We start from the raw sequence: 25,255 nt of genomic DNA on the forward strand, positions 1-25,255 counted from the left end.
CTGCATGGACGCCGGCGGCTGCCGTGGCGACTGGGTTCAGTCTACGGATAGAATGGCCGGCCTGGGCAGGCCAGTTTTCACACGATGGGCAGACCGCATGACTAAGACATTCGAACTGGACACGCTGAAGATGCGCATGGGCGACGCTGAGCTGCAGCGCCTGGATCTGCATCAGCGCATCCACCGGGCGCTGCGCGCGCTGATCCTGGACGGCGCGCTCGGTCCGGGCGTCAGGCTGCCCGCGACGCGCACTCTGGCGAAGTCGCTGGGCGTGGCCCGCGATACAGTGGAGAACGCTTACGTGCCGTTGCACCGCGACGGCTACATCGTGCGCCGCGAGGGCTCGGGCAGCTACGTGTCCGAGACGGTGGGCGCTGAATTGCGCGGCGCGGCCCGCAGGCGGGCGAAGCTGGATCACAAGCGCGGTTTAGAGCTGCCGGGCGCGGGCCTGAGCCGCCGCGGCCGCGCAATCCTGGATAGCGGCGGGGTCGCGGACCAGCAGGTCATCAAGGCGTTCGCCACCGGCCTGCCCGAGACCCGCACGTTTCCCACCGATGTCTGGGAGCGCCTGCAACGCCAGGTATTGAAGGACTACCGCGCCCATGTGCTGCTGCATGGCGACCCGCAAGGGGCAGAGCCCCTGCGCCGCGCCATCGCTGCCTACTTGAACCTGGAGCGCGGCGCCAAGGTCTTGCCCGAACAGGTGCTGGTGCTGAGCAGCACCCGGCAGGCCCTGTTCCTGTGCGCGCAATTGCTGGCGGACGCCGGCAAGCCGATCCTGATGGAGAACCCGGGCTATTTCGGCGCCCGCAAGGCGTTTGAAGCGGCCGAGACACGCATCGCGCCCATAGATGTCGATGCGCAAGGCATACGCATGGACCTGCTGCGCGCGGACCGCAGCGGCGCCAGCTGCGTGTACGTGACGCCGTCGCACCAGTACCCCACCGGCGTGACGCTGTCGCTGGAGCGCAGGCTGGAACTGATCGGCTGGGCCGCCGACCATGGCAAGTGGATCATCGAGGACGACTACGACAGCGAGTTCCACTACGACGGCCTGCCCACCGCCTGCGTGCAAGGCCTGGACCCGCAACAGCGGACCATTTACCTGGGCACGTTCAGCAAGACGCTGTATCCCGGCCTCAGGATGGGATACATGGCGCTGCCCCCGGGGCTGGTCGATGCCTTCGCGCGCGCGCGCAGCATCATGGACGGCCATACGCCGCAGATCCTGCAGCTGACGCTGGCGCGCTTCATGGAAGACGGCCATTACAACTCGCACGTGAGGGCGATGCGCAAGCTGTATGCGGGACGGCGGCAGGTGCTGCTCGAATCGCTGGGCAAGCAGCTGGGCGGCATAGTGCAGGCCGTGAGGCCGCCGGGCGGCTTGCAGATCCCTTGCCTGCTGGAGCGCGGCTGGTCCGAGGCCAAGACTATCCGGCAGGCGGAGGCCGTCGGCCTGCGCCTGCCCGGACTGAGCCGGCTGTATGCCGGCGCGCACAAGCAGCAGGGCTGGCTGTTGGGCTATGCCTCCCTGACGGCGTACGAGATCGAAGCCGCGGTGCTGCGGCTGTCGAACGCCCTGAGGAGGGCGTAGCTTCAGTAGGGCAGGGGGAAGCGCTTGGACAGCCCCGCCACGCCGGCGAGGATGGCGCTTTCCGTGCGGGCGTCGACTGCCCCGGCGCGCACGCCGCCCAGCAAGGCCAGGATCATGTCGCCGATTTCCTGGAACTCGGCCGGGCCCATGCCGCGCGAGGTGCAGGCGGCGCTGCCCACGCGTATGCCGGAGGTCACGGCGGGCTTGGCCGCGTCATTCGGCACGGCGTTCTTGTTCAAGGTGATGCCGACCTGCTCCAGGGCGTGTTCGGCCGTGTTGCCCGCCAGGCCCCAGGGCCGCAGGTCGACCACGCCCAGATGGCAGTCGGTGCCGCCGGACACGATGGACAGCCCGCCTTCCGCCAGCCGCCGGCACAGGACCCGCGCGTTCTCGACCACGGCGTGGGCATAGGCGCGGAACGAGGGTTGCAGCGCTTCGCCCAGCGCCACCGCCTTGGCGGCGATGATGTGCATCAGCGGACCGCCCTGCAGGCCGGGAAATACCGCCGCATCGATCTTGCGGGCCAGTTCGCCGTCATTGGTCAGGATCATGCCGCCGCGCGGTCCGCGCAGCGTCTTGTGGGTGGTCGTGGTGGTGACGTGGGCATGAGGCACCGGCGAGGGATAGGCCCCGGCCGCGGCCAGGCCGGCGAAATGCGCCATGTCCGCCATGAAGATCGCGCCCACCTCGTCGGCGATGGCGCGGAAGCGCGCGAAGTCCAGCGTGCGCGAATAGGCCGAACCGCCGGCGATGATGAGCTTGGGCTGTTCGCGGCGGGCGATGCGCTCCACCTCGTCCATGTCGACCAGATGGGTGGCCGGATCGACGCCATAGCTCAGCGCCTGCAGCCAGCGGCCCGACATGTTGACCCTGGAGCCATGCGTCAGGTGCCCTCCGGACTTCAGGTCCAGGCCCAGGATCTTGTCGCCCGGAGCCAGCAGCGCCAGATAGACCGCCTGGTTGGCCTGGCTGCCGGAGTGGGGCTGCACGTTGGCGTGGCGGGCGCCGAACAGCCGGGTGGCGCGCTCGATGGCGATCTCCTCGGCGATGTCGGCGTTGACGCAGCCGCCGTAGTAGCGGCGGCCCGGATAGCCCTCCGCATACTTGTTGGTCAGCACCGAGCCCTGGACTTCCAGCACGGCGCGGCTGACGAAATTCTCGGAGGCGATCAGTTCGATGGACTGCATCTGGCGGCGCCGCTCGGCGTCGATGGCGCCCCAGATGCCGGGATCGGCCTGGGCCAGGGGTTGCGCGCTGACTGCGGGCAGCGCGAGGCTGTCCGGATGGGCAAGGGTGGTCATGGTGATTCCAGTATCGATGGGAAAAAGGACTCAGGGCTTGGCCGGATTGGCGGCCAGGGAGCGCTGGCCGCCATGGATCAGCAGATGCGCCGTCAGGCCGGCGACCAGGCCCCAGAAGGCGCCGCCGACGCCCAGCAGGGTGACGTTGGCGGCGGTGGCCAGGAAGGTGATGAGCGCGGTTTCGCGGGTGCGCGCGTCGGCCATGGCATTGGCCAGGCTGCCGCCGATGGCGCCCAACAGGGCCAGCCCGGCCAGCGTGGTGATGAATGCCTTGGGCAGCACCATGAACAGGGCCGCGAGCGTGACGCCGAAGGTGCCCACCAGGATGTAGAACACACCGCAGGCCAGGCCCGCGATGTAGCGCTTGGCGGGGTCTTCATGCGCGTCGCGGCCGGTGCAGATCGCCGCGGTGATCGCGGCCACGTTGAAGGCGTGCGCGCCGAAGGGCGCCATGACGAGCGAACCCAGCCCGGTCACGGTGAGTATCGGATTCGCGCTGGTCAGGTAGCCGTCGTTGCGCAGCACCAGCATGCCGGGCATGTACTGTCCCGTCAGCGTGATGATGAATAGCGGCAAGGCCACGCCCAGCAGCGCCTGCAGCGAGAACCGGGGCATTTCGAACACGGGCGAGGCCAGGCTGAGATGGACAGCCGAGAAGTCGATGCGGCCCTGCCCGATCAGCAATCCCAGGCCGATGGCCAGGATGCCGACCACGGCGAAGCGCGAGGTAAAGCGCTTGAGCAGGGCGTAGGAGACCACCAGCACTATCACCAGCAGCGGATCGGCGCTGGCGCCGCCGAAGGCATTGACGCCGAACTGCAGCAGGATGCCGGCCAGCAGGCCCGCGGCGATGCCGCCGGGAATCATGCGCACCAGCTTGTCGAAGGCGCCGGACAGGCCCAGCGCGATGAAGCCCAGCGCCGACAGGACGTAGGCGCCGATGACCTCGCCATAGGGCGTGTAGGGCATGACCGTGGCCAGGAACGCCACGCCGGGCGTGGACCACGCGGTGATGATGGGCGCCTTGTAGCGCCAACTCAGCAGCGCGCCGGTGATGCCGACGCCGATGGAAACCGCCCATACCCAGGAAGCGGTCTGGGCCGGCGATAGCCGGGCCAGCTCCGCCGCCTGGAACACCAGCACGAAGGTGCCGCCGTAGTTCACCAGCACCGAAATCAGGGCGGCAATGGTGGGGGAAAGAAGATCGGCGGGTCTGATGCCTGCCGGCGATGCGTTCATGAATCACTCCGCGTTCGTGGTCGGACCCGGCGGCGCGGCCGGGCTTGAACGTGGAGTCTAGGATGGGCGCGGTATGTCGATTCATGCCACATTCGTGGCAACGGGCAGACCGCTTTGCGCGATGTGGTTGGGCCACCGCCCTGGCGCGCAGGGTGGCCGCAATCAGTCCCAGGCCTCCCGCACGGCCTGCGCGATCGCGCTGGCCTGGCGCAATCCCGCCTCGGCAGCCGAGGCGCGGCGGGCCGGGTCCAGCACGTTGTCGCCGATGGCGAGCTCGCTGGCCGGGTCGGGCAGCACCGCGTGCGCCAGGCTGCCGGCCGCGTGCAGCGCCCGCAGTTCGCTGCGCAGGTGGCCGCTTACCGGATTGCCATCGCGGTAGCCCAGCGGCGCCAGCACCACGACACGGCGGAATCCGGCGGCCAGGTCGGCATTGGTCATGGAGCGTATGCCGCCGTCCATATAGGCCGCGCCGCCGATGGGCACGGCCGGCCAGGCCCCAGGCACGGCGCAGCTGGCGGCGATGGCATCGATGAAATCCACCTGGTCGGCGGCGCTGAAGCTGCGCCCCGCGCCGGTGTGGGCGTCAACGGCGACCACGCGCAGGGGGCGGGCGGGCCAGTCGGCGGCGTCCAGTCGGGCGGCGATGATGGCGCGGCGCTCGGCCAGCGTGGGCGTGGCGCTGCGCAAGGCATAGGCGCCGATGCGGCGGCGCGCCTGTTCCAGGTCCGAGCCGGTTTTTTCGTACAGCTCGCGGTTCTTGTCGTCGGCGGCTTGCTGCGAGTAAGGCCGGAACTGTTCGGCGCCTGCCCCTCCCAATTGCGTCGCCAGCAGCTGCGTGGGCGGGACGCCCGACGCCAGCTGCGCGCCAGCGACGGAGCCGGCGGAGCAGCCGATGAGCAGGTCCGCCGCCGCAAGGTCGATGCCCTGGCGGGCCAGGCCCGCCAGGATGCCGATCTCCCAGGCCAGGCCGGTCACGCCGCCGCAGCCCAGGACCAGGCAGCGATCGTTGTGGGCGGACGGCATTCAGGCGGCCTCGACGCCGGCAGGCACGGGCGCGTCGGCGGCCGTCGCCGGACGGTAGAGGTAGTCGCCCATGTCGGTCTTGCGCAGCATGTGCCAGTAGTCGTCGTTGCGGAAGGGCGTGGGCGCGACCACCTTGCCGTGCGCGTTGCGGTACCAGTTGCTCATGCCCTTGTGGGTCCAGATCATGCGGTCGTGCGCGGCCTGCACCCGTGCGTTGTAGGCGTCGTGCCGGTCCTTGCGCACCTCGATTTCGAAGCGCCCACCGGCGCGTGCCAGCCCTTGCTGCAACAGTCCCATGACATAGCGCACCTGCGTCTCCAGCAGGGCGACGACGCTGCCGCCGTGGCCCAGGGCGGTGTTGGGGCCGGCCAGGATGAACAGGTTGGGAAAGCCCGGCGCCGCCACGCCCATGAAGGCTTCGGCGCCCTTCTCATCCCAGGCCTCGCGGATGGAACGTCCGCCGCGGCCATACAGCTTGAACGAGGACAGCAGATTGATCGCGTCGAAGCCGGTGGCAACGACCAGCACGTCCAGTTCGTGCGTCTCGCCGCTGTCGCTGACCACGGCGTGCTCCGTGATCCGGGAGATGCCGCCGGTGACCAGCTTGACGTGGTCGCGCGCCATGGTGCGGAACCAGCCGTTGTCCATCAGCATGCGCTTGCCGAAGGGCGGATAGTCGGGCAGCACGTCGGGCAACAGGTCCTGGCGTTCGCCCAGCTCGGCCTTGATGTAGCTGGTGAAGTGCTCGCGGTGCCGGTCGTTGACCTGGTTGATGGCGCGCTCGGGGTGCGGCCAGTCCGGATCGATCTGCAGGGTCGCGTGGACCCGGTCGTTGAAGATCCAGGCCAGGCGCTGGCGGTACCACTCCTGGTAATACGGCACCTCGCGCAGCAGGAAGCGCACGTCCTGGGGCACCGGCTTCTGGAATTTCTCGAAGGGCGCGGCCCATTGCTTGGAACGCTGGAACACGGTCAGGGACCGGACCTGGTCGGCGATGGCGGGCACGACCTGCATGGAGCTGGCGCCGTTGCCGATGATGCCGACGTTCTTGCCGCGCAGGTCCATGCCTTCGGGCCAGTGCGCCGTATGGAAGCAGGGACCCTTGAAGCTGTCCAGGCCCGGGATGGGCGGCAGCTTGGGCACGTTCAGCAGGCCCACGGCGCTGATGACGATGTCGGCCACGTAGTCCTGGACCTGGCCGTCCTGTGCCACTGTGCGCACGTTCCAGCGCAGCGACGCTTCGTCGTAGCGAGCCGATTCGACGCGCGTGTTGAAGCGGATGTTGGCGCGCACGCCGTACTGGTCCGCCACGCCTTCGAAATAGCCCTGGATCTCGCCCTGCAAGGCGAAGTAGCGCGACCAGTCATGCTTGGCGAAGGAGTACGAATAGATGTGGTTGGGCGTGTCCACGCCGGCGCCGGGATAGCGGTTTTCGTACCAGGTGCCGCCCACTTCCGCGTTCTTTTCGATCACCACGTAGGGGATGCCGGCGCCTTGCAGGCGGATGGCCGCGCACAGGCCGGCCACGCCGGCGCCGATGACCAGCACGCGATAGTCCTGCGGCGTCTGGAAGGCATGGCGCTGTTCCAGCGCGAAGTCCGGGTCCAGTCCCAGCCAGGCGCCGATCATGGGGCCGTAGGAGTCGGGGACTTCCTCGCCGATGCTGGTGTGCAGCATGGCGACCAGCTGCTCGTGCGAGGGTGCGGGCAAGGCGGGCTCGCGGCCCTGGCGGGCCTGCAGGATGGCCGCCAGGGCCGCCTGGCGGATTTCATCCTGCACCTCGTCGGGCAGGCCGCCGGGATCGTTGTCTTCGAGGCCGCGGATGCGCGAGCATTGATAGCGCCCGGACAACCATTGCGTGTCGCCCGTCAGGTGCACCAACACCATGAGCAGGGTCGGGATGTTGGCGCTGGCGAGCGCGCGCTTCAGAGTGGCCTCCCACCCGTCGTTGACGGGCGGGTTGTCCGAGGCCGGAGTATCGCGATGCATGTAACGGTCCTTCCAGGAATGGCGTGATTGGTAATCGGATTCAGGCCTACTCGGCGGTTGCGCCGGACTTCTGGATCAGCTCGGCCCATTTGGCGCTGTCGCTGACGATGAAGGCGCCGAAGTCGGCGGGCTTGCTGAACAAGGGATCCAGGCCCATCTTCTTGAACTGTTCCTGCACGTCGGGCGACGCCTTCATCTTTTGAAGCGAGGCCTGCAGGCGGTCGACGACCGCGGGCGGCGTGCCGGCCGGCGCCACGATGCCCAGCCAGGGCATGGCGTCGTAGCCCGGCAGTCCGGACTCTTCCACGGTGGGCAGGTCGGGCAGCACCGAGGACCGCGTCTTGGTGGTGACGGCCAGCGGGCGCACCTTGCCGCCGTCCAGGAAGGGCTGGGCGGCGGCGATGTCCACGAACAGCAGGTCGACTTCGCCGCTGGCCAGCGACGTCAGCGCCGGCACGCTGCCCTTGTAGGGAATGTGCGTCATCTTCAGCCCGGTCAGCGCGGCGAACAGCTCGCCTTCCAGGTGGTTGGAGGTGCCGTTGCCGGAAGACGCGAAAGTCGCGGACTTGCCATCCTTCTTGAGCGTGGCGATCAGTTCCTTGACGCTGCCGGCCTGCACCTGCTTGCCCGTCACCAGCACGTGCGGCACGCTGGCGATCAGCGACACCGGCTGGAAGTCCTTGACCGGGTCGTAGTTCGCGGTGGCCTTGTACAGGCTGGGAGCGATGCCGAGGGACGAGGCGGCCATCAGCAGCGTGTAGCCGTCGGCCGGGGACTTGGCCACGTAGGCCGAGGCGATCATGGTGCCGGCGCCCGGCTTGTTGACCACCACCACGGGCTGGCCCAGATCGCCCTGCAGCTTGGCAGCGATCTGGCGGGTCATCACGTCGGTCACGCCGCCCGGCGTGAAGGGCACCACGATGTTGATGGGCTTGGTCGGATAGTCCTGGGCGTGGGCGGCGGCGCCCGCGCAGATCAGGGTAGCGGCCAGGCCGCGGGATAGCCATTTCATGTGTAGTCTCCTGTGATTTTCTGGGCTTGGTTTTCAAGTGGAACCGTGTTGAGGTTCCGGTGCCGGACCAGTCCCCAGACCATGTTGGCGTAGGGCATGTCCAGGTTCAGCTTGGCGGCGATCTCGATCAGGGCGCCGACCAGGGCGTCGATTTCCAGCGGTTTGCCTTGCAGCGCGTCCTGCAGCATCGAGGTCCTGGCCGCGCCGGCGCTGGCGGCGGCCTGCATGCGTTGTTCCACCGTCACGGGCAGCGTCAGCCCCAACGCGGTTCCCAGCGCCAGGTATTCGCCCAGCATGGCGCGCGCCAGCCGGCCCAGGTACGGGTCGCGGACCATGGCTTCCATGGTGGCGTGGGCCAGCACGCTCAAGGGATTGAAGGTCGCGTTGCCCATGGCCTTGATCCAGACGGCCTGGTGGATGCGGTCGCTGACCTCGCATTGCAGGCCCGAGGCCGTCAGCAGGCCGGCCAACCGGGTGGCGCGCGCGGACCTGCTGCCGTCGGGCTCGCCCAGGATGAGGTTGTTGCGCGCGTTCTGCGCCGCGACGCCGGGCGCGGCGGCGTGCGCTGCGATGTACACCACCGAGCCCAGCACCCGCTCCAGCGGCAGCGCGCGCCTGAGGATGCCGCGGCCGTCGACGGATTGCAGCGGCGCGTCGCCCAGCGGGCTGGCCAGCGTGGGCAGATACCACCAGGGGATGCCGTTCACGGCCGGCACCACGGTTCCCTGCGGCGCCAGCATGGGCGCAAGGTGCGCGCCGATCTCGTCCAGCGCCTGCTGTTTGACCGCAAGGAACAGGTACTCCACGTCGCGCACCTGGCGCGGATCGTCGGTGGCGCGCACTGCGTGGTGGCGTGTGACGCCGTCCACCGTCAGGCCTACGCCGCGTTGCCGCAGGGCGGCCAGCGTCTGTCCGCGGGCGATCATGGTCACCTCGCAACCTGCCTGGGCCAGGCGCGCGGCCAGCAGACAGCCGATCGCGCCCGCACCATATACCGCGACGCGGCATTGATGAGCATCTTTCATTTGAACTCTGCGAAAAGGGCCGCCCGGATGGCGGCGCGGTTGCCGCTACTGCTGGTACTCGGGCCGGATGCGTTGCAGCAGCCGGAGCAGGGGAGGCCAGTGCTTGTGGCGGGACGGGCGGTCGAGACGGTCGAACTGGCGACCGACCTTCTCGGCGACTTCGGCGGCAGGCGTCACCAGCGGCAGGCCGCCAGCCAGCGCCGCCACCTGCGCCTGGCAGGCGCGCTCCAGGTAGAACATGGCGTCGAAGGCATCGGGCACGCTCGTGCCGCAGACCAGCAGGCCGTGGTTGCGCAGGATCATCGCGCTGTGCGGTCCCAGGTCGGCGACCAGCCGCTGCTGCTCGTCCATGTCGAGCGCGACGCCTTCGTAGTCGTGGTAGCCGATGCGATTGTGGAAGCGCATGGCGTGCTGCGAGATCATGAGCAGGCCGGCCTCTTGCGCGGACACGGCGATGCCGGCGGCGGTATGCGTGTGCATGACGCAGGCCGCGTCGTGACGGACGCGATGAATGGCGCTATGGATGACGAAGCCGGCGGGGTTGATGCCCAGGCCGGTCTGGTCCAGCAGGATGTCGCCGTCGATGTTCACCTTGACCAGGTTGGAAGCGGTGATTTCGTTGAACATCAGGCCGTAGGCGTTGATCAGGAAGTGCGGTTCGGCGCCGGGCACGCGGGCCGATATATGCGTGTAGATGTGGTCGGTCATGCGCATCTCGACCGCGAGGTTGTAGGCGGCGGCGAGGTCCACCCGCACTGCCCATTCCTCGGCCGAAACCTGGTCCCTGATCGATGCCTCTTGCACGGCTGCTCCTCCGGTCATGCGTTCTTTTCCTGTCTGGTTGCGCCGGTCCTGCCTGGCGTCTTTGAACCGGAGTATAGGTTTTCCCGCCGCCGCCGACTAAGCAAACGTTTTGATGGAAACGCATAAATCCCATCAATGATTCGGCCCTGCGGCAACGCATCAGAAACCTCGATGTATATGCATAAAAACGTTTAGCTAGTGCGGCGCAATACCGCTTCCTATACTGATTTTCTTACCGAGAGGCGCGGCCGGACGGAGCCGGCGCGCCATGGAAAATCAGAAACGCCGGAGGCTGGATGGACGCTGCAGGAAACCGCACGATCACGGATTTGCTCGATGAACAGGCGCTATGCCACGGGCATCGGGTGGCGATCGTGCACGAATACCAGAATGGCGACATCAGCCAGCTGAGCTTCATCCAGCTGCGCGAGGCTGCGCGCGCTTTTGCGGCAGGCTTGCAGGCCCGCGGTGTGAAACCGGGCGACCGTGTTTTCGTGTTCATGGGCAACACCGCGGAGTTCGTGCCGCTATGGATGGGGCTGATGCTGGCGGGCGCCGTCATCGTCGCCGGCAACATCTACCTGACCGCGCCCGAGGTGGCCTACCAGCTGGAACATTGCGAGCCAGCGTTGGCGCTGGTGGAGCCCGCGCACGAGGCGCTGGTGCGCGAAGTCTGCGCCGGGCTGGCGCAGGCGCCCGACATCGTGGCGGTGGCGCGCGGCAGCCTGGGCCCGGAAGGACTGGGCGGGGCCTGGGCGGGATCGCCCGGGGATTACCAGCCGCCCGGGCAGTGCAGCGACGACCTGGCGCAGATCCTCTATACGTCGGGCACGTCGGCGCGGCCCAAGGGCGTGATGCTGACCCAGGCCAACCTGCTCTGGTGCGGCCAGGCCGGCGCCGCCAACAGCGGCCTGGGCCGCGCGGACCGCGTCTTCAACAACAAGCCCCTGTTCCACGCCAACTGCCAGGAGACGGTGCTGTCCTGCCTGACGGCAGGCGCGACTGCGGTGATCGGCGAACGCTACAGCGCCACGCGCTACCTGCGCCAGCTCATCGAGCACCGCATCACGATATGCAGCCTGTCCGGCATGCTGTGCCGCACGCTGCTGAACCAGCCCGCCACGCCTTTCGATACCGCGCACCAGGTGCGCTACGCGGGCTATGCCATCAATATCTCGGAAGCCGAGATCGCGGCCTTCATCGCGCGTTTCCGCATACCGCTGCGCAACGGCTATGGCCAGTCCGAGTCCATGCTGTACATCACCCTGCAGCAGCACGCCGCGCCGTCGACCTATCCCTCCATCGGCAGGCCCACGCCCGACCGCGAGGTGTTCGTGGTCGATGACGACAACCAGCCGGTGGCCGCGGGCGCCGTGGGCGAGATCGTGGTGCGGGGCCGTCCCGGGCGCACGCTGACGCTAGGCTATTACCGCGATCCCGTCGCGACGCGGGCCGTGTTCGAAGGCGGTTGGCTGCACACGGGCGACCTGGGATATCAGGACGCCAAGGGGAATTTCTTTTTCTTCGGCCGAAAGAAAGAGGTGATCAAGCGCGCCGGCGAAAACATCTCGGCGGCGGAAGTGGAAGAGGCGCTGATGGGGCATCCCGACGTGCGTGACGTGGCGGTGGTGGGCATCCCCGATCCGGTGCGCGACCAGTCAGTCAAGGCCTTCATCGTGCTGCACGGCGACCGCCAGCAGGACGCCGCCGCGATCAAGGCCTATTGCGCCGAGCGGCTGGCGTATTTCAAGGTGCCCGAGCACGTGCAGTTCATGGCGGAGCTGCCGCGCAACGCCAGCGGCAAGGTGCAGAAGCGGGCGCTGCTCGACGCCTGAGCGCCGGGGCGGACCTTCAGGCCTGGCGCGTGGCGGCCTTGCCCAGCCGGGTCAGGGCTTCGACGACCTGATGGACGATGGCCTGGCCCTGGTTGCGGTGGGTGGCGATGGTGAATTCCAGCGTCAGCGGCGTAAGCGTGGGATCAACCAGCACCAGCGTGCCGGCCTGCACTTGCCGGGCCACCATCATTTCCGGCAGCTGCGCGATGCCGCCGCCGGCCTCGACCACTTCGATCAGGCTGTTCAGGCGATTGCAGCTGCAGATGTTGTCCAGGTTGGCGCCCATGTCGCGCAGCTCGTCCTGCGCCGGACCGAAGAAGCCGGAGGGGCGGGACACGCACCACAGCGGCTCGGTCTGCAGCAGCGATTGCATGGTGCGCGGCTGGCCGTCAGCGCAGGTCAGCAGCCGCGACGAGACCATCCACGACATGCGCGTCGTGCCCAGCGATTCGCAGATGAACTGGTCGTCGCGCAGATGGTTGGCCATGATGGCGATGTCCAGCGCGCCGGACGTCAGGTGTTCCTGCAGCTTGACCGCCAGGTCCAGCTCGATCTCGTAGGACACGCGGGGCAGGGCCCGGCGCAGTTCGGGCACGATGCGCGAAAACCAGGTCATGGAAATCTCGCCCATGCCGATGCGCACGGTGCCGGCTGCGTTGTTCACGGCTTCCGCATCAGTGAAGGCGTCTTCCACCGCCAGCAGCAGGGGCTCCACGCGCTCGACGAAGCGGCGCGCGGGCACCGTCAGTTCCAGCCGGCGGCCGCGCTTTTCGAACAAGGGAAAGCCCAGCGACTGCTCCAGTTCCTTCATGCGCGCCGACACGGCGGGCTGCGAGGTGTGCAGGCGTTCGGCCGCGGCGCGGAAGCTGCCCAGCCTGGCGATCTGGCACAGGGTTTCGGCGTTGGTCAGATTCGGACGGGGCATGGGCGGACGGTGGTGGTTTTCGGCCGTATGTTAAAGGAAAGCGGTTAAAGGAAACCGCGGCGCGGTCTCACGGGGACTGCACGCTTGCTTCGCGCAGTATCTGTCCCAGGCGGCGCGCACCAGGCCCCGCCGCGTCGGGATCGGGATAGACCAGGTACAGCGCGCCCCAGCGTTGAGCGCCCTCCAGCAAGGGCAGCGGCTTCAATTCGCCCGAGTCCAGTTGCGCGCGGATCCAGTCCTCCGGATACCACGCGAAACCCATGCCCATGCAGGCGGCGCGTATCGAGGTGCTTTTGTGGCTGAAGGTGATGCGCTGTTCGGTGACGTCCCAGACGCTGGGACGCACGCGTTGGCTGCCGCTGTCGCGGATGACCAGATGGCGCTGTCCCTTGAGGTCTTCCAGCGATAGCGGCCGGTTCATCTGGTGCAGCGGATGCGAGGGCGCGGCCGCCGCGATGGCGCGGTAGCGCAGCAACGCGTCGCCGACGTGGCCTGCCGGAATGTTGTCGGCGCAGATGGCGAGATCGGCCTCGCCGGAGACCAGCAGTTCGTCGGTGCCGCCCATGACCGATTCGTGCAGTTCGATGCGGGTCTCGGGGAACTCGGCGGCGAACGCATCCAGGCAGCGCAGCAGCAGGTCCGTCGGGAACAGGCTTTCGACGGCCAGGGTCAGCATCTGCTCGCGCCCCTGGGCGAGATGCGCCGCCGCCCGCTCCAGGCGCTGGGCCTCACCCACCAGCGACTTGCCGCGCCGGTAGAGGATCTTGCCGTCGTCGGTCAGCAGGGCGCGGCGTCCGTCCATGGCGAACACCGCCACGCCCAGCCGGTCCTCGATCTGGCGGATCGCGTAGCTGATGGTCGATTGCGATTTGCTGAGCGCTTCGGCGGCCTGGGCGTAGCCGCCCGCGTCCACTACCGCGACCAGGGCCTGCCATTGCTCCAGCGAGATTCTAGGCGGCATATATATCTACCAATTAGATTGTTTTAACCGAAATATTGAACTATTTTATCTAATCATTGGATGATTCAATGGGTTCATCGTCACCGCGACACAAGGAACCCAAATGAACATCCTGGTTATCGCCGCCAGCGCGCCCGCTGGCTCCTACTCAGCGGCGCTGGCCGAACGCTACGTGGCCGGCGCCAATGCCGGCGGCCAGGCGCGCGTCGTGTGGGCCGATCTGGACGCCGAGTCCTTCGATCCGCGCATGACGGCGGCCGACCTGGCTTTCTACCGCGGCCAGGGGGCCTTGCCCGGCGACGTGCGGCGCGAGCAATTGCGCGTGGAGGCCGCGGACCTGATCGTCCTGGCGTTCCCGATCTACTGGTGGTCCATGCCGGCGCTGGTCAAGGGCTGGATCGACCGCGTCTTTACCAAGGGCTGGGCCTTCGGCGGCGGGCAGCCCGCACGCCTGGCCGGCAAGCGCCTGCGCTTGCTCGCGACAGGCGGCGCAGGCGCACAAGCCTATGACGGGCATGGCTACCGCGCCGCCATCTCCACCCAGATCGAGCACGGCGTCTTCCATTACAGCGGCGTGAGCGACGTGCGCACGCATCTGTTTCTGGACGCGGAAAGCGGCGACGAGGATGCGCGCTTGCGCAGCCTGTCCGATGCGCACGCGTTCGGCCTGTCTCTCGCAGCATCCGGCGCCGCGGACTCTCCCGCGCGCTGAACCATTCCCTTCCTGTTTCTTGATGAGGTTCGCCATGTCCATCGTTACCCGAGAAATCCACCTGAAGAACCGTCCCGCTGGCCTGCCTACGCCAGACGATTTCGCGCTGGTTGAAACCAGCTTGCCCGCACCCCGGCCTGGACAGATCCTGGTGCGCAATATCTGGATGTCGGTCGACCCTTACATGCGCGGCCGGATGGACGACCGCAAGAGCTACATCGCGCCGTTCGCGCTGGACCAGGCGCTGGAAGGCGCGGCGGTCGGCGTGGTCGAGCAGAGCGCCGATCCGCGCTTCGCGGCCGGCGACCGCGTGGTGCACTTCGCCGGATGGCGCGAGCACGCGCTGATCGACGCGGCGCACGCCTCCGCGGTCGCCGACGACGGCATCGCCTTGCAGACCTATCTGGGCGCGCTGGGTTTTCCGGGCCTGACGGCCTACGTGGGGCTGACGCGGATCGCCGCGGCGAAGGCGGGCGAAACCATCTTCGTGTCCGCGGCCAGCGGCGCGGTGGGCAGCGTCGTGGTCCAGATGGCCAAGCTGATGGGGCTGCGCGTGGTGGCATCCGCCGGGTCCGAGGACAAGGCGCGCTGGCTGCGCGAAGTGGCCGGCGCCGACGCGGTCATCGATTACCGCGCCGCGCCCGATCTCGCCGCGGCGCTGGCGCAGGCCGCGCCGCAAGGCATAGACATCTATTTCGACAACGTCGGCGGCGACCATCTGGACAGCGCGCTGGCCCTGGCCAATGACCACGCGCGCTTCGTGCTGTGCGGCATGATCGCGGGCTACAACGAGGGCAAGCCGGCCATCGGCATACGCAACCTGTTTTCGGCCATTGAAAAGCGCATCAAGCTGCAAGGCCTGATCGCGTCCGACCACGTCGACCTGCTGCCCGAGTTCCTGCCCCGCATGAGCGCGTGGATCAAGGCCGGCCAGGTGCAGCTGCGGGAAACGGTGGTGGACGGACTGGAGCGCGCGCCCGAAGCCTTCATTGGCCTGTTCAAGGGCGCCAACACCGGGAAGATGCTGGTCAGGCTGACCAAGTCCTGAAGATCCGGCCCGCGCGCGGCCGGCGGCTCGGTGAAATCCGCCATTTCCCGCCGCCGGGCCCGCCGATACACTGGCCGCTCGCAATCCTGACGAGACAGCCATGAGACACCTACTTCCCGCCCTGGGCGCAGCGCTTGCCTTCACGTTCGGCGCCCAGGCATCGGCCCAGCAGGCCCAGCCCGCGGCCTCGCCGCCGCGCGACCCGTTCTTCTGGCTGGGCGAAATCAACAAGGCCACCGCCGTGATCAACACGGACGAAGGACTGCTGGACAAGTCCATGGCGCCGCGCCTGGCCGCCGGCGTGGCGAAGGTGATCAACGACGGCAACCAGCCCGGCGCCAAGCGCCCGTCCAGCGTCATCACCTTCGAACCGCTCCTGATCAAGGCGGCGGGCGAGGACGTCACGCTGCTGCACGCGGGACGCTCCAGCCAGGACATGCACGCGACCTACCGCAGCGCCATCCTGCGCGACAAGCTGCTGGACCTGGCCGACCAGCTGAACGCCACCTCCACCACGCTGGTGGAACTGGCGGGCAAGCACGCCGCGACCATCGTGCCGAACTACACCAACGGCGTGGCGGCGCAGCCCAACAGCTATGGCCACTACCTGCTGGGGCAGGCCGCGGGCCTGGCGCGCGACGCCCAGCGCATCCGCGAAGCCTATGTGCGCATCGACCGCTCGCCCATGGGCACCACGGTGCTCAACGGCACCAGCTGGCCGCTGGACCGCAAGCGCATGGCGCAGTACCTGGGCTTCGAGGCCCTGGTCGACAACGCCTATGACGCCTCGCAGATCTCGTCGATGGACCAGCCCGTGGAGGTCGCCTCCATCGTCACCAGCATCGCGCTGCGCACGGGCAACTTCGTCGAGGACGTGATGACGCAGTACGCGCAGCCGCGTCCCTGGATCCTGCTGGAAGAGGGCGGCGGCAATACCTATGTGTCCAGCGCCATGCCGCAAAAGCGCAACCCCGGCCTGCTCAACGACACCCGCAGCGAAGCCTCGACCGCGGTGACGCTGGCCATGGGGCCGGTGGTGCAGACCCATAACATCACGCCCGGCATGAGCGACCCCAAGGACGTGAAGCAGAATTCCGCCATGGTCGACGCCGGCATCCTGACTCTCAAGCGCTGGGACCGGGTGCTGAAGGCGCTGGTCATCAGCCCGGACCGTGCGCTGGAAGAGCTGAACAGCGACTGGACGGCTTCGCAGGAATTGGCCGACGTGCTGATGCGCAAGTACAAGCTGCCGTTCCGCGACGGCCATCACTTCGCGTCCGAGGTCGTGAGCTATGCCAAGACCAACAACATCAAGCCGCTGGACTTCCCCTATGAGCAGGCCCGCCGCATCTATGCGGACGCGATGAAGGACTCGAAGTACGGCACCGAGCTGCCGATGAGCGAGGCGGAGTTCCGCTCCACGCTGGATCCGGTGGCCATCGTCAAGAACCGCGCCACCATAGGCGGTCCGCAACCCGCGGAAATGGAACGCATGATGAAGGAGGCGCGGGCCCAGCTGGCCGCGCAGGACGCCTGGATCAAGGAACGCCGCGCCCACATCCGCGATTCGCTGGCGGAACTGGACAAGAAATTCGGCGCGCTGGTGGCCAGCGCGCCGAAGGAGAAAAGCCAGTAAGCGGTAAAGCCGGGCGCGCTTTCCGGTCCTGTCCGGAGCGGCGCGCCTGGTTTCAGGCCCGGGCCGGGAAGGGCGCCGCGAAGCGGCGCAGCCGCAGCGCGTTGCTCAGCACGAACACGCTGGACAGGGCCATTGCGCCAGCCGCGAACACCGGCGACAGCAGGCTGCCATTGACCGGGTACAGCAGGCCCGCCGCCACCGGGATCAGCGCCACGTTGTAGGCGAAGGCCCAGAACAGGTTCTGCTTGATGTTGCGGATGGTGGCCTTGGACAGGGCGATGGCGTTGGGCACGCCGCCCAGGTCGCCCGACATCAGCACCACGTCGGCGGCCTCGATGGCGATGTCCGTGCCGGTGCCGATGGCCAGGCCCACGTCCGCTTCGGCCAAGGCCGGGGCGTCGTTGATGCCGTCGCCCACGTAGGCGATGGGGCCGTATTGCTGCTTCAGGCGTTGCACGGCCGCGACCTTGCCGTCGGGCAGCACTTCGGCCACCACTTCATCGATGCCGAGCTGGCGGGCGATGGCCTCGCCGGTGCGGCGGTTGTCGCCGGTGATCATGGCGACCTTCAGGCCCAGGTCATGCAGGGCGCGGATGGCGGCGGCCGTGGTTTCCTTGATGGGATCGGCCACGGCGATCATGGCGGCCAGCTTGCCGTCGATGGCGGCATACAGCGGCGTCTTGCCTTCGTCGCCCAGGCGGGCGGCATCGGCGCCGAAGGATTCGACGCTCAGGCCCAGTTCACGCATGTAGCGGTCGGCGCCGATCTGCACCAGCGCGCCGTCCACCAGGGCGCTCACGCCGAAGCCCGTGACCGATTCGAACTGCGAGATCGCGCCCAGCGCGATGCCCTGCTCGCGGGCCGCATCCAGGATGGCCTGCGCTATCGGGTGCTCGGACTTGGCTTCCACCGTGGCGACCTGACCCAGCACGGCGGCGCGTTCAAAGCCCGCGGCCACGATCAGGTCGGTCAGTTCGGGGCGGCCCTTGGTCAAGGTGCCGGTCTTGTCCACGGCCACGACCTTTGCGTCCTTCAGCGATTGCAGCGCTTCGCCCTTGCGGAACAGCACGCCCATCTGCGCGGCGCGGCCGGTGCCCACCATGATCGAGGTCGGCGTGGCCAGGCCCATGGCGCAGGGGCAGGCGATGATCAGCACGGCGACGGCGTTGACCAGCGCGAAGGTCAGCGCGGGATCGGGGCCGAAGACCAGCCAGATGATGAAGGTGGCGACGGCGGCCGCCATCACCGCCGGCACGAACCACATCGTGATGCGGTCCACCAGCGCCTGGATCGGCAGCTTGGAGCCTTGCGCCTGTTCGACCATGCGGATGATCTGCGCCAGCACCGTGTCGCCGCCGACCTTGGTGGCGCGGAACGTCAGCGCGCCGTTCTGGTTGACGGTGCCGCCCACCACTTCGGAACCGGGCTGCTTTTCGACCGGCACGGGTTCGCCGCTGATCATGGATTCGTCGATGAAGCTGTTGCCTTCCACGACTTCGCCGTCCACGGGGATGCGTTCGCCGGGGCGGACTTCGATCAGGTCGCCCGCGACGACTTGATCGATGGCGAGTTCCTGCGTCGCGCCGTTGCGCACCACGCGCGCGGTCTTGGCCTGCAGGCCAAGCAGGCGCTTGATGGCTTCGGACGTATTGCCCTTGGCGCGGGCCTCCATGTAGCGGCCCAGCAGGATCAGCGCCACGATGACTGCGGCGGCCTCGTAATAGACGTTGACGGTGCCGGCGGGCAGCAGCCCGGCCGCGAAGGTGGCGACCACCGAATAGGCATAGGCCGCCGAGGTGCCGACCGCCACCAGCGAGTTCATGTCGGGCGCGCCGCGCAGCAGCGCCGGTATGCCCTTCTTGAAAAAGCGCAGGCCGGGGCCGAACAGCACGATGCTGGCCAGCGCGAATTGCAGGTACCAGCTGTTCTGCGTGCCGATGGTCTGGGCGATGACGTGATGGAACGCCGGCACGATGTGGGCGCCCATTTCCAGGATGAACACCGGCAGCGCGAAGATCGTGGCGATGGTCAGGGAGCGCTTGAGCGACTTCAGCTCGGCGGCCTGGCGCTCGGCCACGGCGTCGGTGTCGCTGGATTCCGCGGCGATGGCGCGCGCTTCGTAGCCCGCCTTGGCCACGGCCTGGATCAGGGCCGCGGACGACACGCCGCCGGCGGCGGTGATGCTGGCGCGCTCGGTGGCGAGGTTGACCGTGGCGTTGCTGACGCCGGGCACGGCCTTCAGGGCCTTTTCGACCCGGCCCACGCAGGAGGCGCAGGTCATGCCGGTGACCGACAGTTCCACCGTGGTTTCGGCGACGGTGTAGCCCGCCTTCTGCACCGCCTGCACGGCGGCGGCGACGTCCGGCGTGCCGTCAAAAGTGATGTCGGCGCGCTCGGTTGCCAGGTTGACGCTGGCCTGGCTGATGCCGGGCACGGCCTTCAGGGCTTTTTCGACGCGGCCCACGCACGAGGCGCAGGTCATGCCTTCGATGGGAAGGCTGACCGCGACGCTGTCTGCTGTGATGGCACTCATATCCGCTCCTTGAAAACTTCAAATTCCTTGGCGATGGAGTGACTATAAAGATTCCCATGATGGCAAGGTCAAGCCCTGGATCGACGGGTTTGTTTCAGCGCAAAAAAAGACCGCCCCGGGGGCGGTCTGAGAATTAGGGACAGATTTCCGTCCGCATCGGCGGGTCAGAACCAGATGCGCACACCGGCCAGGATCGCGCGCTCGGAGCGGCTTTCTCCGGCTTCGCTGGCATAGCTGGCCGTCTTGCCGAATTTGCGGCCGAACGATACGCCGACATAGGGCGCGAATTCGCGCGTCACTTCATAGCGCAACCGCAAGGAAAACGAGGCGTCGGACAGGCCGGAGCCCACTCCGCGTTGCTCGTCGTTCTTGCCGTACAGGCTGGCCTCGATCTCGGGCGTGAGGATCAGGCGTTGCGTCAGCAGCAGGTCGTACTCTGCCTTCAGCGCCAGCGCGGTCCTGCCGGACCCGCCCACATAGCCGGTGATCTCGGTTTCGATGCCGTAGGGCGCGACGCCCTGCACGCCGAACGCGGCCCAGTTGCGCTTCGGACCCGTGCCGAAGTCGCGCCGCGCGCCCAGCTGCAGGTCCCAGAACGGTGAAATGGTGTGGCTCCAGAAGGCTTCGATCTTGGCGTCCGTGCTGCCGTTCAGGCGATCTCCCTCGCTCTTGATCCACAGCTTGTTCAGGTCGCGGCCGATCCAGAACTGGCCGTCCCATTGCAGGCTGGTCTGATCATTGCGGTCATAGGCGACGCCGAGCTTGTCGAACAGCAGATGGCTGGTGACGACGTTGTCCATCATGTGCGGATGGATGCGGTAGGCGGCGTAGCGCTGGTCCGTGGAGCCGTCGCTGGAGGGCAGGGAACCCACGGGCGGGCCGCTGGGGGGAGCGTCGTTCATGGCGGGCATGGCGCTGTGATCCATGCCCTGCATCGCGCCGTGGTCCATGCCCGGCATCGATCCATGATCCATGCCCTGCATCGAGCCGGCGGACGTCTGCGCCATGGACATTCCGGCGACGGAGGAAAGGAGGACGGCGCCCGCGACGAGCCCGGGCCAGCGCTTTCTGGATGTCGTTGTTCTCATGTTTCCCCCTTATTCCACGACGACCGCGCGGAACATGCCGGCCTCCATGTGGAACAGCAAGTGGCAGTGATAGGCCCAGTTGCCGCGCGCATCCGCGCTGACGCGGTAGCTGAGGCGCTGCGCCGGGTTCAGGCTGATCGTGTGCTTGCGCACCTGGAAGTTGCCGTCGGCGGATTCCAGGTCGCTCCACAGGCCGTGCAGGTGGATGGGGTGCGTCATCATGGTGTCGTTGACCAGCACGAAGCGCACGCGCTCGCCGTACTTGAGCACGATAGGCTTGGCCTCGGTGAACTTCAGGCCGTTGAAGGACCACATGTAGCGGTCCATGTTGCCGGTCAGGTGCAGTTCGATCTCGCGGGTCGGCGGGCGGTTGTCGGCGGGTTCGACCATGGAACGGAGATCGGCGTAGGTCAGCACGCGGCGGCCGTTGTTGCGCAGGCCCACGCCGGGATCGTCCAGCCGCGTCGATACCACGTCGGGCAGCATGGAGTGGGCGGGGCTGCGCTCGGCTGGATAAGGGTGCTTGATCTCGACCATGCCGCCTTCGCTTGCGCCCGCGCCGGACGGCGCCGCACCGTGGTTCATGCCGGCATGGTTCATGCCTGCCATCGCGCCATGGTCCATGCCGCCCTGGGAGCCATGATTCATCGCGCCCTGCGAGCCGTGGTCCATCGCGCCCGCCTGCGATCCGCCCATGTCCATGCCGGGCATGTCGTGCGCCATGCCCATGTCCATCATGGTCAGCACCTGCACCGGGTCCAGCGCCGGGACTTCCGCCTGCATGCCCTCGCGCGGCGCCAGCGTGCCGCGCGCGTAGCCGGAGCGGTCCATGGCCTGCGAGAAGATGGTGTAGGCGCGCTCGTCCTGCGGCTCGACGATGACGTCATAGGTCTCGGCCACTGCGATGCGGAATTCCTCGACCTCCACCGGCCTGACGGCCAGGCCATCGGCGGCCACCACCGTCATCTTCAGGCCGGGGATGCGCACGTCGAAGTACGTCATGGCCGAACCGTTGATGAAGCGCAGCCGGATCCGCTCGCCGGGCCGGAACAGCCCGGTCCAGTTGCCGGCCGGGGACTTGCCGTTGGTCAGGAAGGTGTAGGTTGCGCCCGAGACGTCGGCCAGGTCGGTCTGGTTCATGCGCATCTGCTGCCACATCAGGCGTTCGTTCAGCGCGTTCTTCCAGCCGGACTTTTTCGCATCGTCGATCAGGCTGCCGACGGTGGGCTGGATGTAGTTGTAGTAGTCGGGCATCACCTTGAGCTTGCGGAACACGCTCATGGGATCCTCGTCGGTCCAGTCGGACAGCAGGACCACATAGTCGCGGTCGGCGCGCACGGGGTCGGGGCGCTTCGGTTCGATCACGATGGCGCCGTACAGCCCCGTCTGCTCCTGGAAGCCGGAATGGCTGTGATACCAGTAGGTGCCGCTCTGGTTCACGTCGAACTGGTAGGTAAAGGTCTCGCCGGGTGCGATGCCGGGAAAGCTCAGCCCCGGCACGCCGTCCATTTCGGTGGGCAGGATGATGCCGTGCCAGTGGATCGAGGTGTCCTCGCGCAGGCGGTTGGTGACGCGCAGCGTGACGCGGTCGCCTTCGCGCCAGCGCAGCGTGGGCGCGGGCAGGCTGCCGTTGACCGTGGTCGCGATGCGGGCGGCGCCGGTGAGGTTGGCGGGGCTCTCGCCGATCTCCAGGTTGAACTCGGTGCCCGACAGCTCGGTCTGCCGGTTCGAGCCGGACTGCGCCCACGAGTAGGGGCTCCACAGGCCCATGCCGGCCAGCGCCCCGCCGGTCGCCAGGCCCTGCACGAACCGGCGGCGCGGATTCGAAACTGCTCTGCTCATGCTCTATCTCCCCGGTCAGCCGTGCCGGCGTCCCGGCTGTGGATTACTTGACGGAAACGGCGCCCTTCATGCCGGCGGGATAGTGGCCGGGCTCCAGGCAGCCGAAGGCGACCGAGCCGGCCTTGTCGAAGGTCCAGACGATGTCGCCGGTCTTGCCCGCTTCCAGCGACACGGAGTTCGGTTCCTCATGGCGCATGCCGGGATCCTTGAGCATCATCTGGTAGTGGCCGTCCAGGTCGGCGGGCGTGCCCAGCACCATTTCGTGGCGGATCTTGCCCGAGTTGGTGACCTTGAAGCGGATGGTTTCGCCCGCCTTGACGTCGATCTTGTCAGGGGTGAAACGCATGGCGTCGGTCATGTCCACGGCGATGGTGCGCGAGACCTTGGCCGGATTGCCGGGCTTGCCTATGGCGGCGGGCTGGCTTGCGCCATGGCCGCCGCCATGGTCGGCGCCGTGGCCGGGGGCGGCCATGACGCCGAAGGAAAGCAAAAAGGCGCCCGCTGCGACGGCGCCCTGCGCGAGGTTCACCAGTTTTTTCATGCGCATCCTCTAGACTCGAAATGGGGGTAGGAGGCGCCACTGTAGTGACGCGCCCCGCACCACAACCTTTCGGGAGGATTACTTTCCTGTAATGTTGCCCGCCCACGGCCCGGCGCCGCGGGCCGTGGGCGGGCTGGCGGCTTGCCGGGCGCTCAGACCATGGACTTGCCGCTGCGCCTGGCGGCGCGGATGTCGCGCCATAGCGTGACGCACAGCAGCGCCAGGATGAGGGCGGAAATGGCGGGCCACACCAGAAAGTAGAACGTCAACCACATATCAATCTCCTTGTTCCTGTCTGTTCATGCTTGCTTCCGGGCGGCTCAGCCTTGGGCCGGCTGGACCGCGGGACGCGGCGCGGACGCCGGGGCCATCGCGTCCTGCGCTTCCTGGAAGGAGGTCACACGGTCGGCCAGCAGGCTGAAATCGAAACGCTGCTGGTTGAGCAGGCTGAGGCCGGCGCACACCGTCGCGCTCACGCCGTAAGCGGTCAGGGATCCCATCAGCACGATGTATTCGCGCAGCGTGCCCATGAACACGGGCAGCATGACGGCAATGCCGGCCGCGCCCACGATGAAGGCGAGCCTGCGGCCGAAGAAGCCGAAGGCCATGAGGCCCAGGACCACGCCGCCGCCGATGGCCGAGCAGATCTCGAAGAACACGGCGATGGCGCCGGTGATGGGGATCAGTTCGAAGCGCACGATGGTGAACAGGACCACGGCGCTGAGCACGGCGCTGACGAAGGCGCGGTTGTCGACGCGGTCCCAGTAGAAGCTGGCGATGACCGGGAACACGATGGCGCCCCACAGCGCGCCGACGAATACCAGCATGACCAGGATGTCCAGGCGCATGCTGGCGAAGATGACGCCGATCATCGTGGCGACGATCATGGTGGCGCGGCCCCACCACAGCATGCGGCGCGGATCCGGGCGGCCGCCGGCAAGGTTCTTGGCGTAGACGTCGGTCATCACGATGGCCGACAGCGCGGCCAGGTCGGAGTCGGCGGTCGACGACAGCGAGCCCACCACCAGCAGAAAGAACAGCGCGATGCCGAAGGGCGGCAGATAGGTCGAGGCCATCTGCGGAATGATGTTGTTCATGTCGCCGTTGGCCGGCTCCAAGCCCACGAACAGCGCCAGCAGCCCCAGCATGCCCAGCCCGATCACGACGGCGCCGTAGCCGGCCGTGGCGGTCAGGAAGGTCGGCTTGATCAGGTCTTCGCGCACCGCGAACAGGCGCTGGGCGATGGTCTGGTTGCCGATGGCGTAGGCCAGCACCGCCACGAAGTAGGGCGCGCCCTGTTCCAGGATGGCGCGGGTGGAATAGAAGTCGGCCTGGTCGGCGCTCAGGCGCCACATGTTCGCCGACAGCGCGTCGGGACCGCCCGCATTGAAGAAGATGAGCGGAATGATGACGACCGCGGCAATGATCATGGCGGCAAGCTGGGCGAAGTCCGTCATCACCGAGGTGCGGAATCCCGACCACAGCGTATAGGACAGCACGCCCAGGCCGGCGATGAGCACGCCCTGGATGAACGTCAGCGGACTCAGGATCGAGACCAGCGCGCCCGCGGCGGTGAAGTTCACCATCAGGCTGATGCAGCTGCCCACGATGTTGGACACCGCCATGATCATCTGGCTGGAGGTGCCGTGCCGCGCGTGTATGACCTCGGCCAGCGTGTGGGCCTTGGGCGCCAGCTTGCGGAAGCGCTTGCCGAAGGGATAGATGAAGAGAATCATCAGCGCGCCCCAGAAGCCGTAGTGCAGCGGGCCCGACAGGCCGTACTTGTAGCCCGAGGTGGCGCTGGCGTAGAACGATGCGGCCCAGATCCAGGTGGCGATCATGCTGGCGGTGGACAGGCCGAAGCCGACCGCGTTGTTCGACACCATGTAGCCGTCCACGTTTTCGTTCTTCTGGCTGATGAGCAGCGACATGAGGAATGTCGCGCCGTAGAAGCCCACGAGCAGCAGGATGGCGGTAGTGCCGGATAGCTGAAAGAATTCTGTCTCTTGCATCGTCTTCGTCCTTTCTCCTTGACAGCGTGTTCATGACGGACAGTCATGGCTGCATGAAGGCCGTTTCCGCGGGATGCGATGGGCGGCAAACCCCTGTGACGCAGCCGAAACACCGGGCGAGCGGCCGTAGGCGCG

General features: G+C 67.5%; 20 protein-coding genes. 5 read left to right on the plus strand and 15 right to left on the minus strand.

Translation table 11 applies throughout. The annotated features are described in order from the left end of the window. Positions 1-97 precede the first annotated feature (97 nt). Entirely contained in the window at positions 98-1,594 is a 1,497-nt protein-coding gene (pdxR, locus tag HWY37_RS02875) for a MocR-like pyridoxine biosynthesis transcription factor PdxR (RefSeq protein WP_176087819.1), read from the plus strand. Between the two features lie 2 nt (positions 1,595-1,596). Here pdxR and HWY37_RS02880 read toward each other — a convergent pair whose 3' ends face one another. From HWY37_RS02880 to HWY37_RS02910, 7 genes are all read right to left on the minus strand, one after another. Further along, the gene (locus tag HWY37_RS02880; protein ID WP_176087820.1) at positions 1,597-2,895 is read right to left on the minus strand and encodes a serine hydroxymethyltransferase; all 1,299 of its coding nucleotides are present in this window, start codon (positions 2,893-2,895) and stop codon (positions 1,597-1,599) included. A gap of 30 nt (positions 2,896-2,925) precedes the next feature. Beyond that, positions 2,926-4,134 (minus strand): benzoate/H(+) symporter BenE family transporter, encoded by a 1,209-nt coding sequence (locus HWY37_RS02885; protein WP_176087821.1) that lies wholly within the window; start codon positions 4,132-4,134, stop codon positions 2,926-2,928. 162 nt (positions 4,135-4,296) lie between these two features. After that, a complete protein-coding gene (locus HWY37_RS02890) occupies positions 4,297-5,157 on the minus strand; it encodes a patatin-like phospholipase family protein (protein ID WP_175207609.1) in 861 nt (286 codons plus the stop codon). After that, positions 5,158-7,146: a flavin-containing monooxygenase gene (locus HWY37_RS02895; protein WP_175207608.1), complete on the minus strand. Its 1,989-nt coding sequence runs from the start codon at positions 7,144-7,146 to the stop codon at positions 5,158-5,160. Positions 7,147-7,192: 46 nt separating this feature from the next. Then, positions 7,193-8,158: a Bug family tripartite tricarboxylate transporter substrate binding protein gene (locus tag HWY37_RS02900; RefSeq protein WP_175207607.1), complete on the minus strand. Its 966-nt coding sequence runs from the start codon at positions 8,156-8,158 to the stop codon at positions 7,193-7,195. Then, complete coding sequence (locus HWY37_RS02905) at positions 8,155-9,183, minus strand: ketopantoate reductase family protein (RefSeq protein ID WP_176087822.1); 1,029 nt, start codon at positions 9,181-9,183, stop codon at positions 8,155-8,157. The genes HWY37_RS02900 and HWY37_RS02905 overlap by 4 nt, the downstream gene beginning before the upstream one ends. 45 nt (positions 9,184-9,228) lie before the next feature. Then, positions 9,229-10,005, minus strand: coding sequence for a class II aldolase/adducin family protein (locus tag HWY37_RS02910; protein ID WP_175207605.1), 777 nt, complete (start codon positions 10,003-10,005; stop codon positions 9,229-9,231). A gap of 278 nt (positions 10,006-10,283) precedes the next feature. Between HWY37_RS02910 and HWY37_RS02915 the strand changes: the two genes are divergently transcribed. Next, a complete protein-coding gene (locus HWY37_RS02915; RefSeq protein WP_176087823.1) occupies positions 10,284-11,822 on the plus strand; it encodes a class I adenylate-forming enzyme family protein in 1,539 nt (512 codons plus the stop codon). Between the two features lie 16 nt (positions 11,823-11,838). On the opposite strand, the gene HWY37_RS02920 is transcribed toward HWY37_RS02915, so the two are convergent. Further along, on the minus strand, positions 11,839-12,747 hold the full coding sequence (locus HWY37_RS02920) for a LysR family transcriptional regulator (RefSeq protein ID WP_176087824.1): 909 nt from the start codon (positions 12,745-12,747) through the stop codon (positions 11,839-11,841). A gap of 67 nt (positions 12,748-12,814) precedes the next feature. Then, positions 12,815-13,708 (minus strand): LysR family transcriptional regulator, encoded by an 894-nt coding sequence (locus tag HWY37_RS02925; RefSeq protein WP_176087825.1) that lies wholly within the window; start codon positions 13,706-13,708, stop codon positions 12,815-12,817. Positions 13,709-13,811: 103 nt separating this feature from the next. On the opposite strand from HWY37_RS02925, the gene HWY37_RS02930 reads away from it, so the two are divergent. The 3 genes from HWY37_RS02930 (at position 13,812) to HWY37_RS02940 (ending at position 17,104) form a co-directional block, all read left to right on the plus strand. Continuing rightward, entirely contained in the window at positions 13,812-14,420 is a 609-nt protein-coding gene (locus HWY37_RS02930; RefSeq protein ID WP_176087826.1) for an NAD(P)H-dependent oxidoreductase, read from the plus strand. Between the two features lie 34 nt (positions 14,421-14,454). Continuing rightward, on the plus strand, positions 14,455-15,468 hold the full coding sequence (locus tag HWY37_RS02935) for an NADP-dependent oxidoreductase (RefSeq protein WP_217706376.1): 1,014 nt from the start codon (positions 14,455-14,457) through the stop codon (positions 15,466-15,468). A gap of 100 nt (positions 15,469-15,568) precedes the next feature. After that, positions 15,569-17,104: an argininosuccinate lyase gene (locus HWY37_RS02940; RefSeq protein WP_175207602.1), complete on the plus strand. Its 1,536-nt coding sequence runs from the start codon at positions 15,569-15,571 to the stop codon at positions 17,102-17,104. A gap of 52 nt (positions 17,105-17,156) precedes the next feature. On the opposite strand, the gene HWY37_RS02945 is transcribed toward HWY37_RS02940, so the two are convergent. The 6 genes from HWY37_RS02945 to HWY37_RS02965 all read right to left on the minus strand — a co-directional run bounded on the left by HWY37_RS02945 (position 17,157) and on the right by HWY37_RS02965 (position 25,120). Then, positions 17,157-19,637 (minus strand): heavy metal translocating P-type ATPase, encoded by a 2,481-nt coding sequence (locus HWY37_RS02945; protein WP_176087828.1) that lies wholly within the window; start codon positions 19,635-19,637, stop codon positions 17,157-17,159. 164 nt (positions 19,638-19,801) lie between these two features. After that, complete coding sequence (locus HWY37_RS02950; protein WP_425485004.1) at positions 19,802-20,650, minus strand: copper resistance protein B; 849 nt, start codon at positions 20,648-20,650, stop codon at positions 19,802-19,804. A gap of 84 nt (positions 20,651-20,734) precedes the next feature. After that, on the minus strand, positions 20,735-22,567 hold the full coding sequence (locus tag HWY37_RS02955; protein WP_176087829.1) for a copper resistance system multicopper oxidase: 1,833 nt from the start codon (positions 22,565-22,567) through the stop codon (positions 20,735-20,737). A 43-nt stretch (positions 22,568-22,610) separates the two neighbouring features. Next, entirely contained in the window at positions 22,611-23,108 is a 498-nt protein-coding gene (locus HWY37_RS02960) for a cupredoxin domain-containing protein (protein ID WP_175207598.1), read from the minus strand. Between the two features lie 152 nt (positions 23,109-23,260). Next, positions 23,261-23,383 carry a putative transporter small subunit gene (locus tag HWY37_RS34520; RefSeq protein ID WP_217481298.1) on the minus strand — a complete coding sequence of 41 codons (123 nt, stop codon included), beginning with the start codon at positions 23,381-23,383 and terminating at the stop codon, positions 23,261-23,263. 45 nt (positions 23,384-23,428) lie between these two features. After that, positions 23,429-25,120, minus strand: a complete 1,692-nt coding sequence (locus tag HWY37_RS02965; RefSeq protein ID WP_175207597.1) for a sodium:solute symporter family protein — start codon at positions 25,118-25,120, stop codon at positions 23,429-23,431. Positions 25,121-25,255 lie beyond the last annotated feature (135 nt).

The sequence above is a fragment of the Achromobacter anxifer genome (genome assembly GCF_903652925.1).
In the GTDB taxonomy this organism is placed as follows: domain Bacteria; phylum Pseudomonadota; class Gammaproteobacteria; order Burkholderiales; family Burkholderiaceae_B; genus Achromobacter; species Achromobacter anxifer.

Coding starts and splice junctions, on each gene's coding strand:
- pdxR (WP_176087819.1), top strand. CDS start 98: ATGACTAAGACATTCGAACTGGACACGCTGAAGATGCGCATGGGCGAC.
- HWY37_RS02880 (WP_176087820.1), bottom strand. CDS start 2,895: ATGACCACCCTTGCCCATCCGGACAGCCTCGCGCTGCCCGCAGTCAGC.
- HWY37_RS02885 (WP_176087821.1), bottom strand. CDS start 4,134: ATGAACGCATCGCCGGCAGGCATCAGACCCGCCGATCTTCTTTCCCCC.
- HWY37_RS02890 (WP_175207609.1), bottom strand. CDS start 5,157: ATGCCGTCCGCCCACAACGATCGCTGCCTGGTCCTGGGCTGCGGCGGC.
- HWY37_RS02895 (WP_175207608.1), bottom strand. CDS start 7,146: ATGCATCGCGATACTCCGGCCTCGGACAACCCGCCCGTCAACGACGGG.
- HWY37_RS02900 (WP_175207607.1), bottom strand. CDS start 8,158: ATGAAATGGCTATCCCGCGGCCTGGCCGCTACCCTGATCTGCGCGGGC.
- HWY37_RS02905 (WP_176087822.1), bottom strand. CDS start 9,183: ATGAAAGATGCTCATCAATGCCGCGTCGCGGTATATGGTGCGGGCGCG.
- HWY37_RS02910 (WP_175207605.1), bottom strand. CDS start 10,005: ATGACCGGAGGAGCAGCCGTGCAAGAGGCATCGATCAGGGACCAGGTT.
- HWY37_RS02915 (WP_176087823.1), top strand. CDS start 10,284: ATGGACGCTGCAGGAAACCGCACGATCACGGATTTGCTCGATGAACAG.
- HWY37_RS02920 (WP_176087824.1), bottom strand. CDS start 12,747: ATGCCCCGTCCGAATCTGACCAACGCCGAAACCCTGTGCCAGATCGCC.
- HWY37_RS02925 (WP_176087825.1), bottom strand. CDS start 13,708: ATGCCGCCTAGAATCTCGCTGGAGCAATGGCAGGCCCTGGTCGCGGTA.
- HWY37_RS02930 (WP_176087826.1), top strand. CDS start 13,812: ATGAACATCCTGGTTATCGCCGCCAGCGCGCCCGCTGGCTCCTACTCA.
- HWY37_RS02935 (WP_217706376.1), top strand. CDS start 14,455: ATGTCCATCGTTACCCGAGAAATCCACCTGAAGAACCGTCCCGCTGGC.
- HWY37_RS02940 (WP_175207602.1), top strand. CDS start 15,569: ATGAGACACCTACTTCCCGCCCTGGGCGCAGCGCTTGCCTTCACGTTC.
- HWY37_RS02945 (WP_176087828.1), bottom strand. CDS start 19,637: ATGAGTGCCATCACAGCAGACAGCGTCGCGGTCAGCCTTCCCATCGAA.
- HWY37_RS02950 (WP_425485004.1), bottom strand. CDS start 20,650: ATGTCCATGGCGCAGACGTCCGCCGGCTCGATGCAGGGCATGGATCAT.
- HWY37_RS02955 (WP_176087829.1), bottom strand. CDS start 22,567: ATGAGCAGAGCAGTTTCGAATCCGCGCCGCCGGTTCGTGCAGGGCCTG.
- HWY37_RS02960 (WP_175207598.1), bottom strand. CDS start 23,108: ATGAAAAAACTGGTGAACCTCGCGCAGGGCGCCGTCGCAGCGGGCGCC.
- HWY37_RS34520 (WP_217481298.1), bottom strand. CDS start 23,383: ATGTGGTTGACGTTCTACTTTCTGGTGTGGCCCGCCATTTCCGCCCTC.
- HWY37_RS02965 (WP_175207597.1), bottom strand. CDS start 25,120: ATGCAAGAGACAGAATTCTTTCAGCTATCCGGCACTACCGCCATCCTG.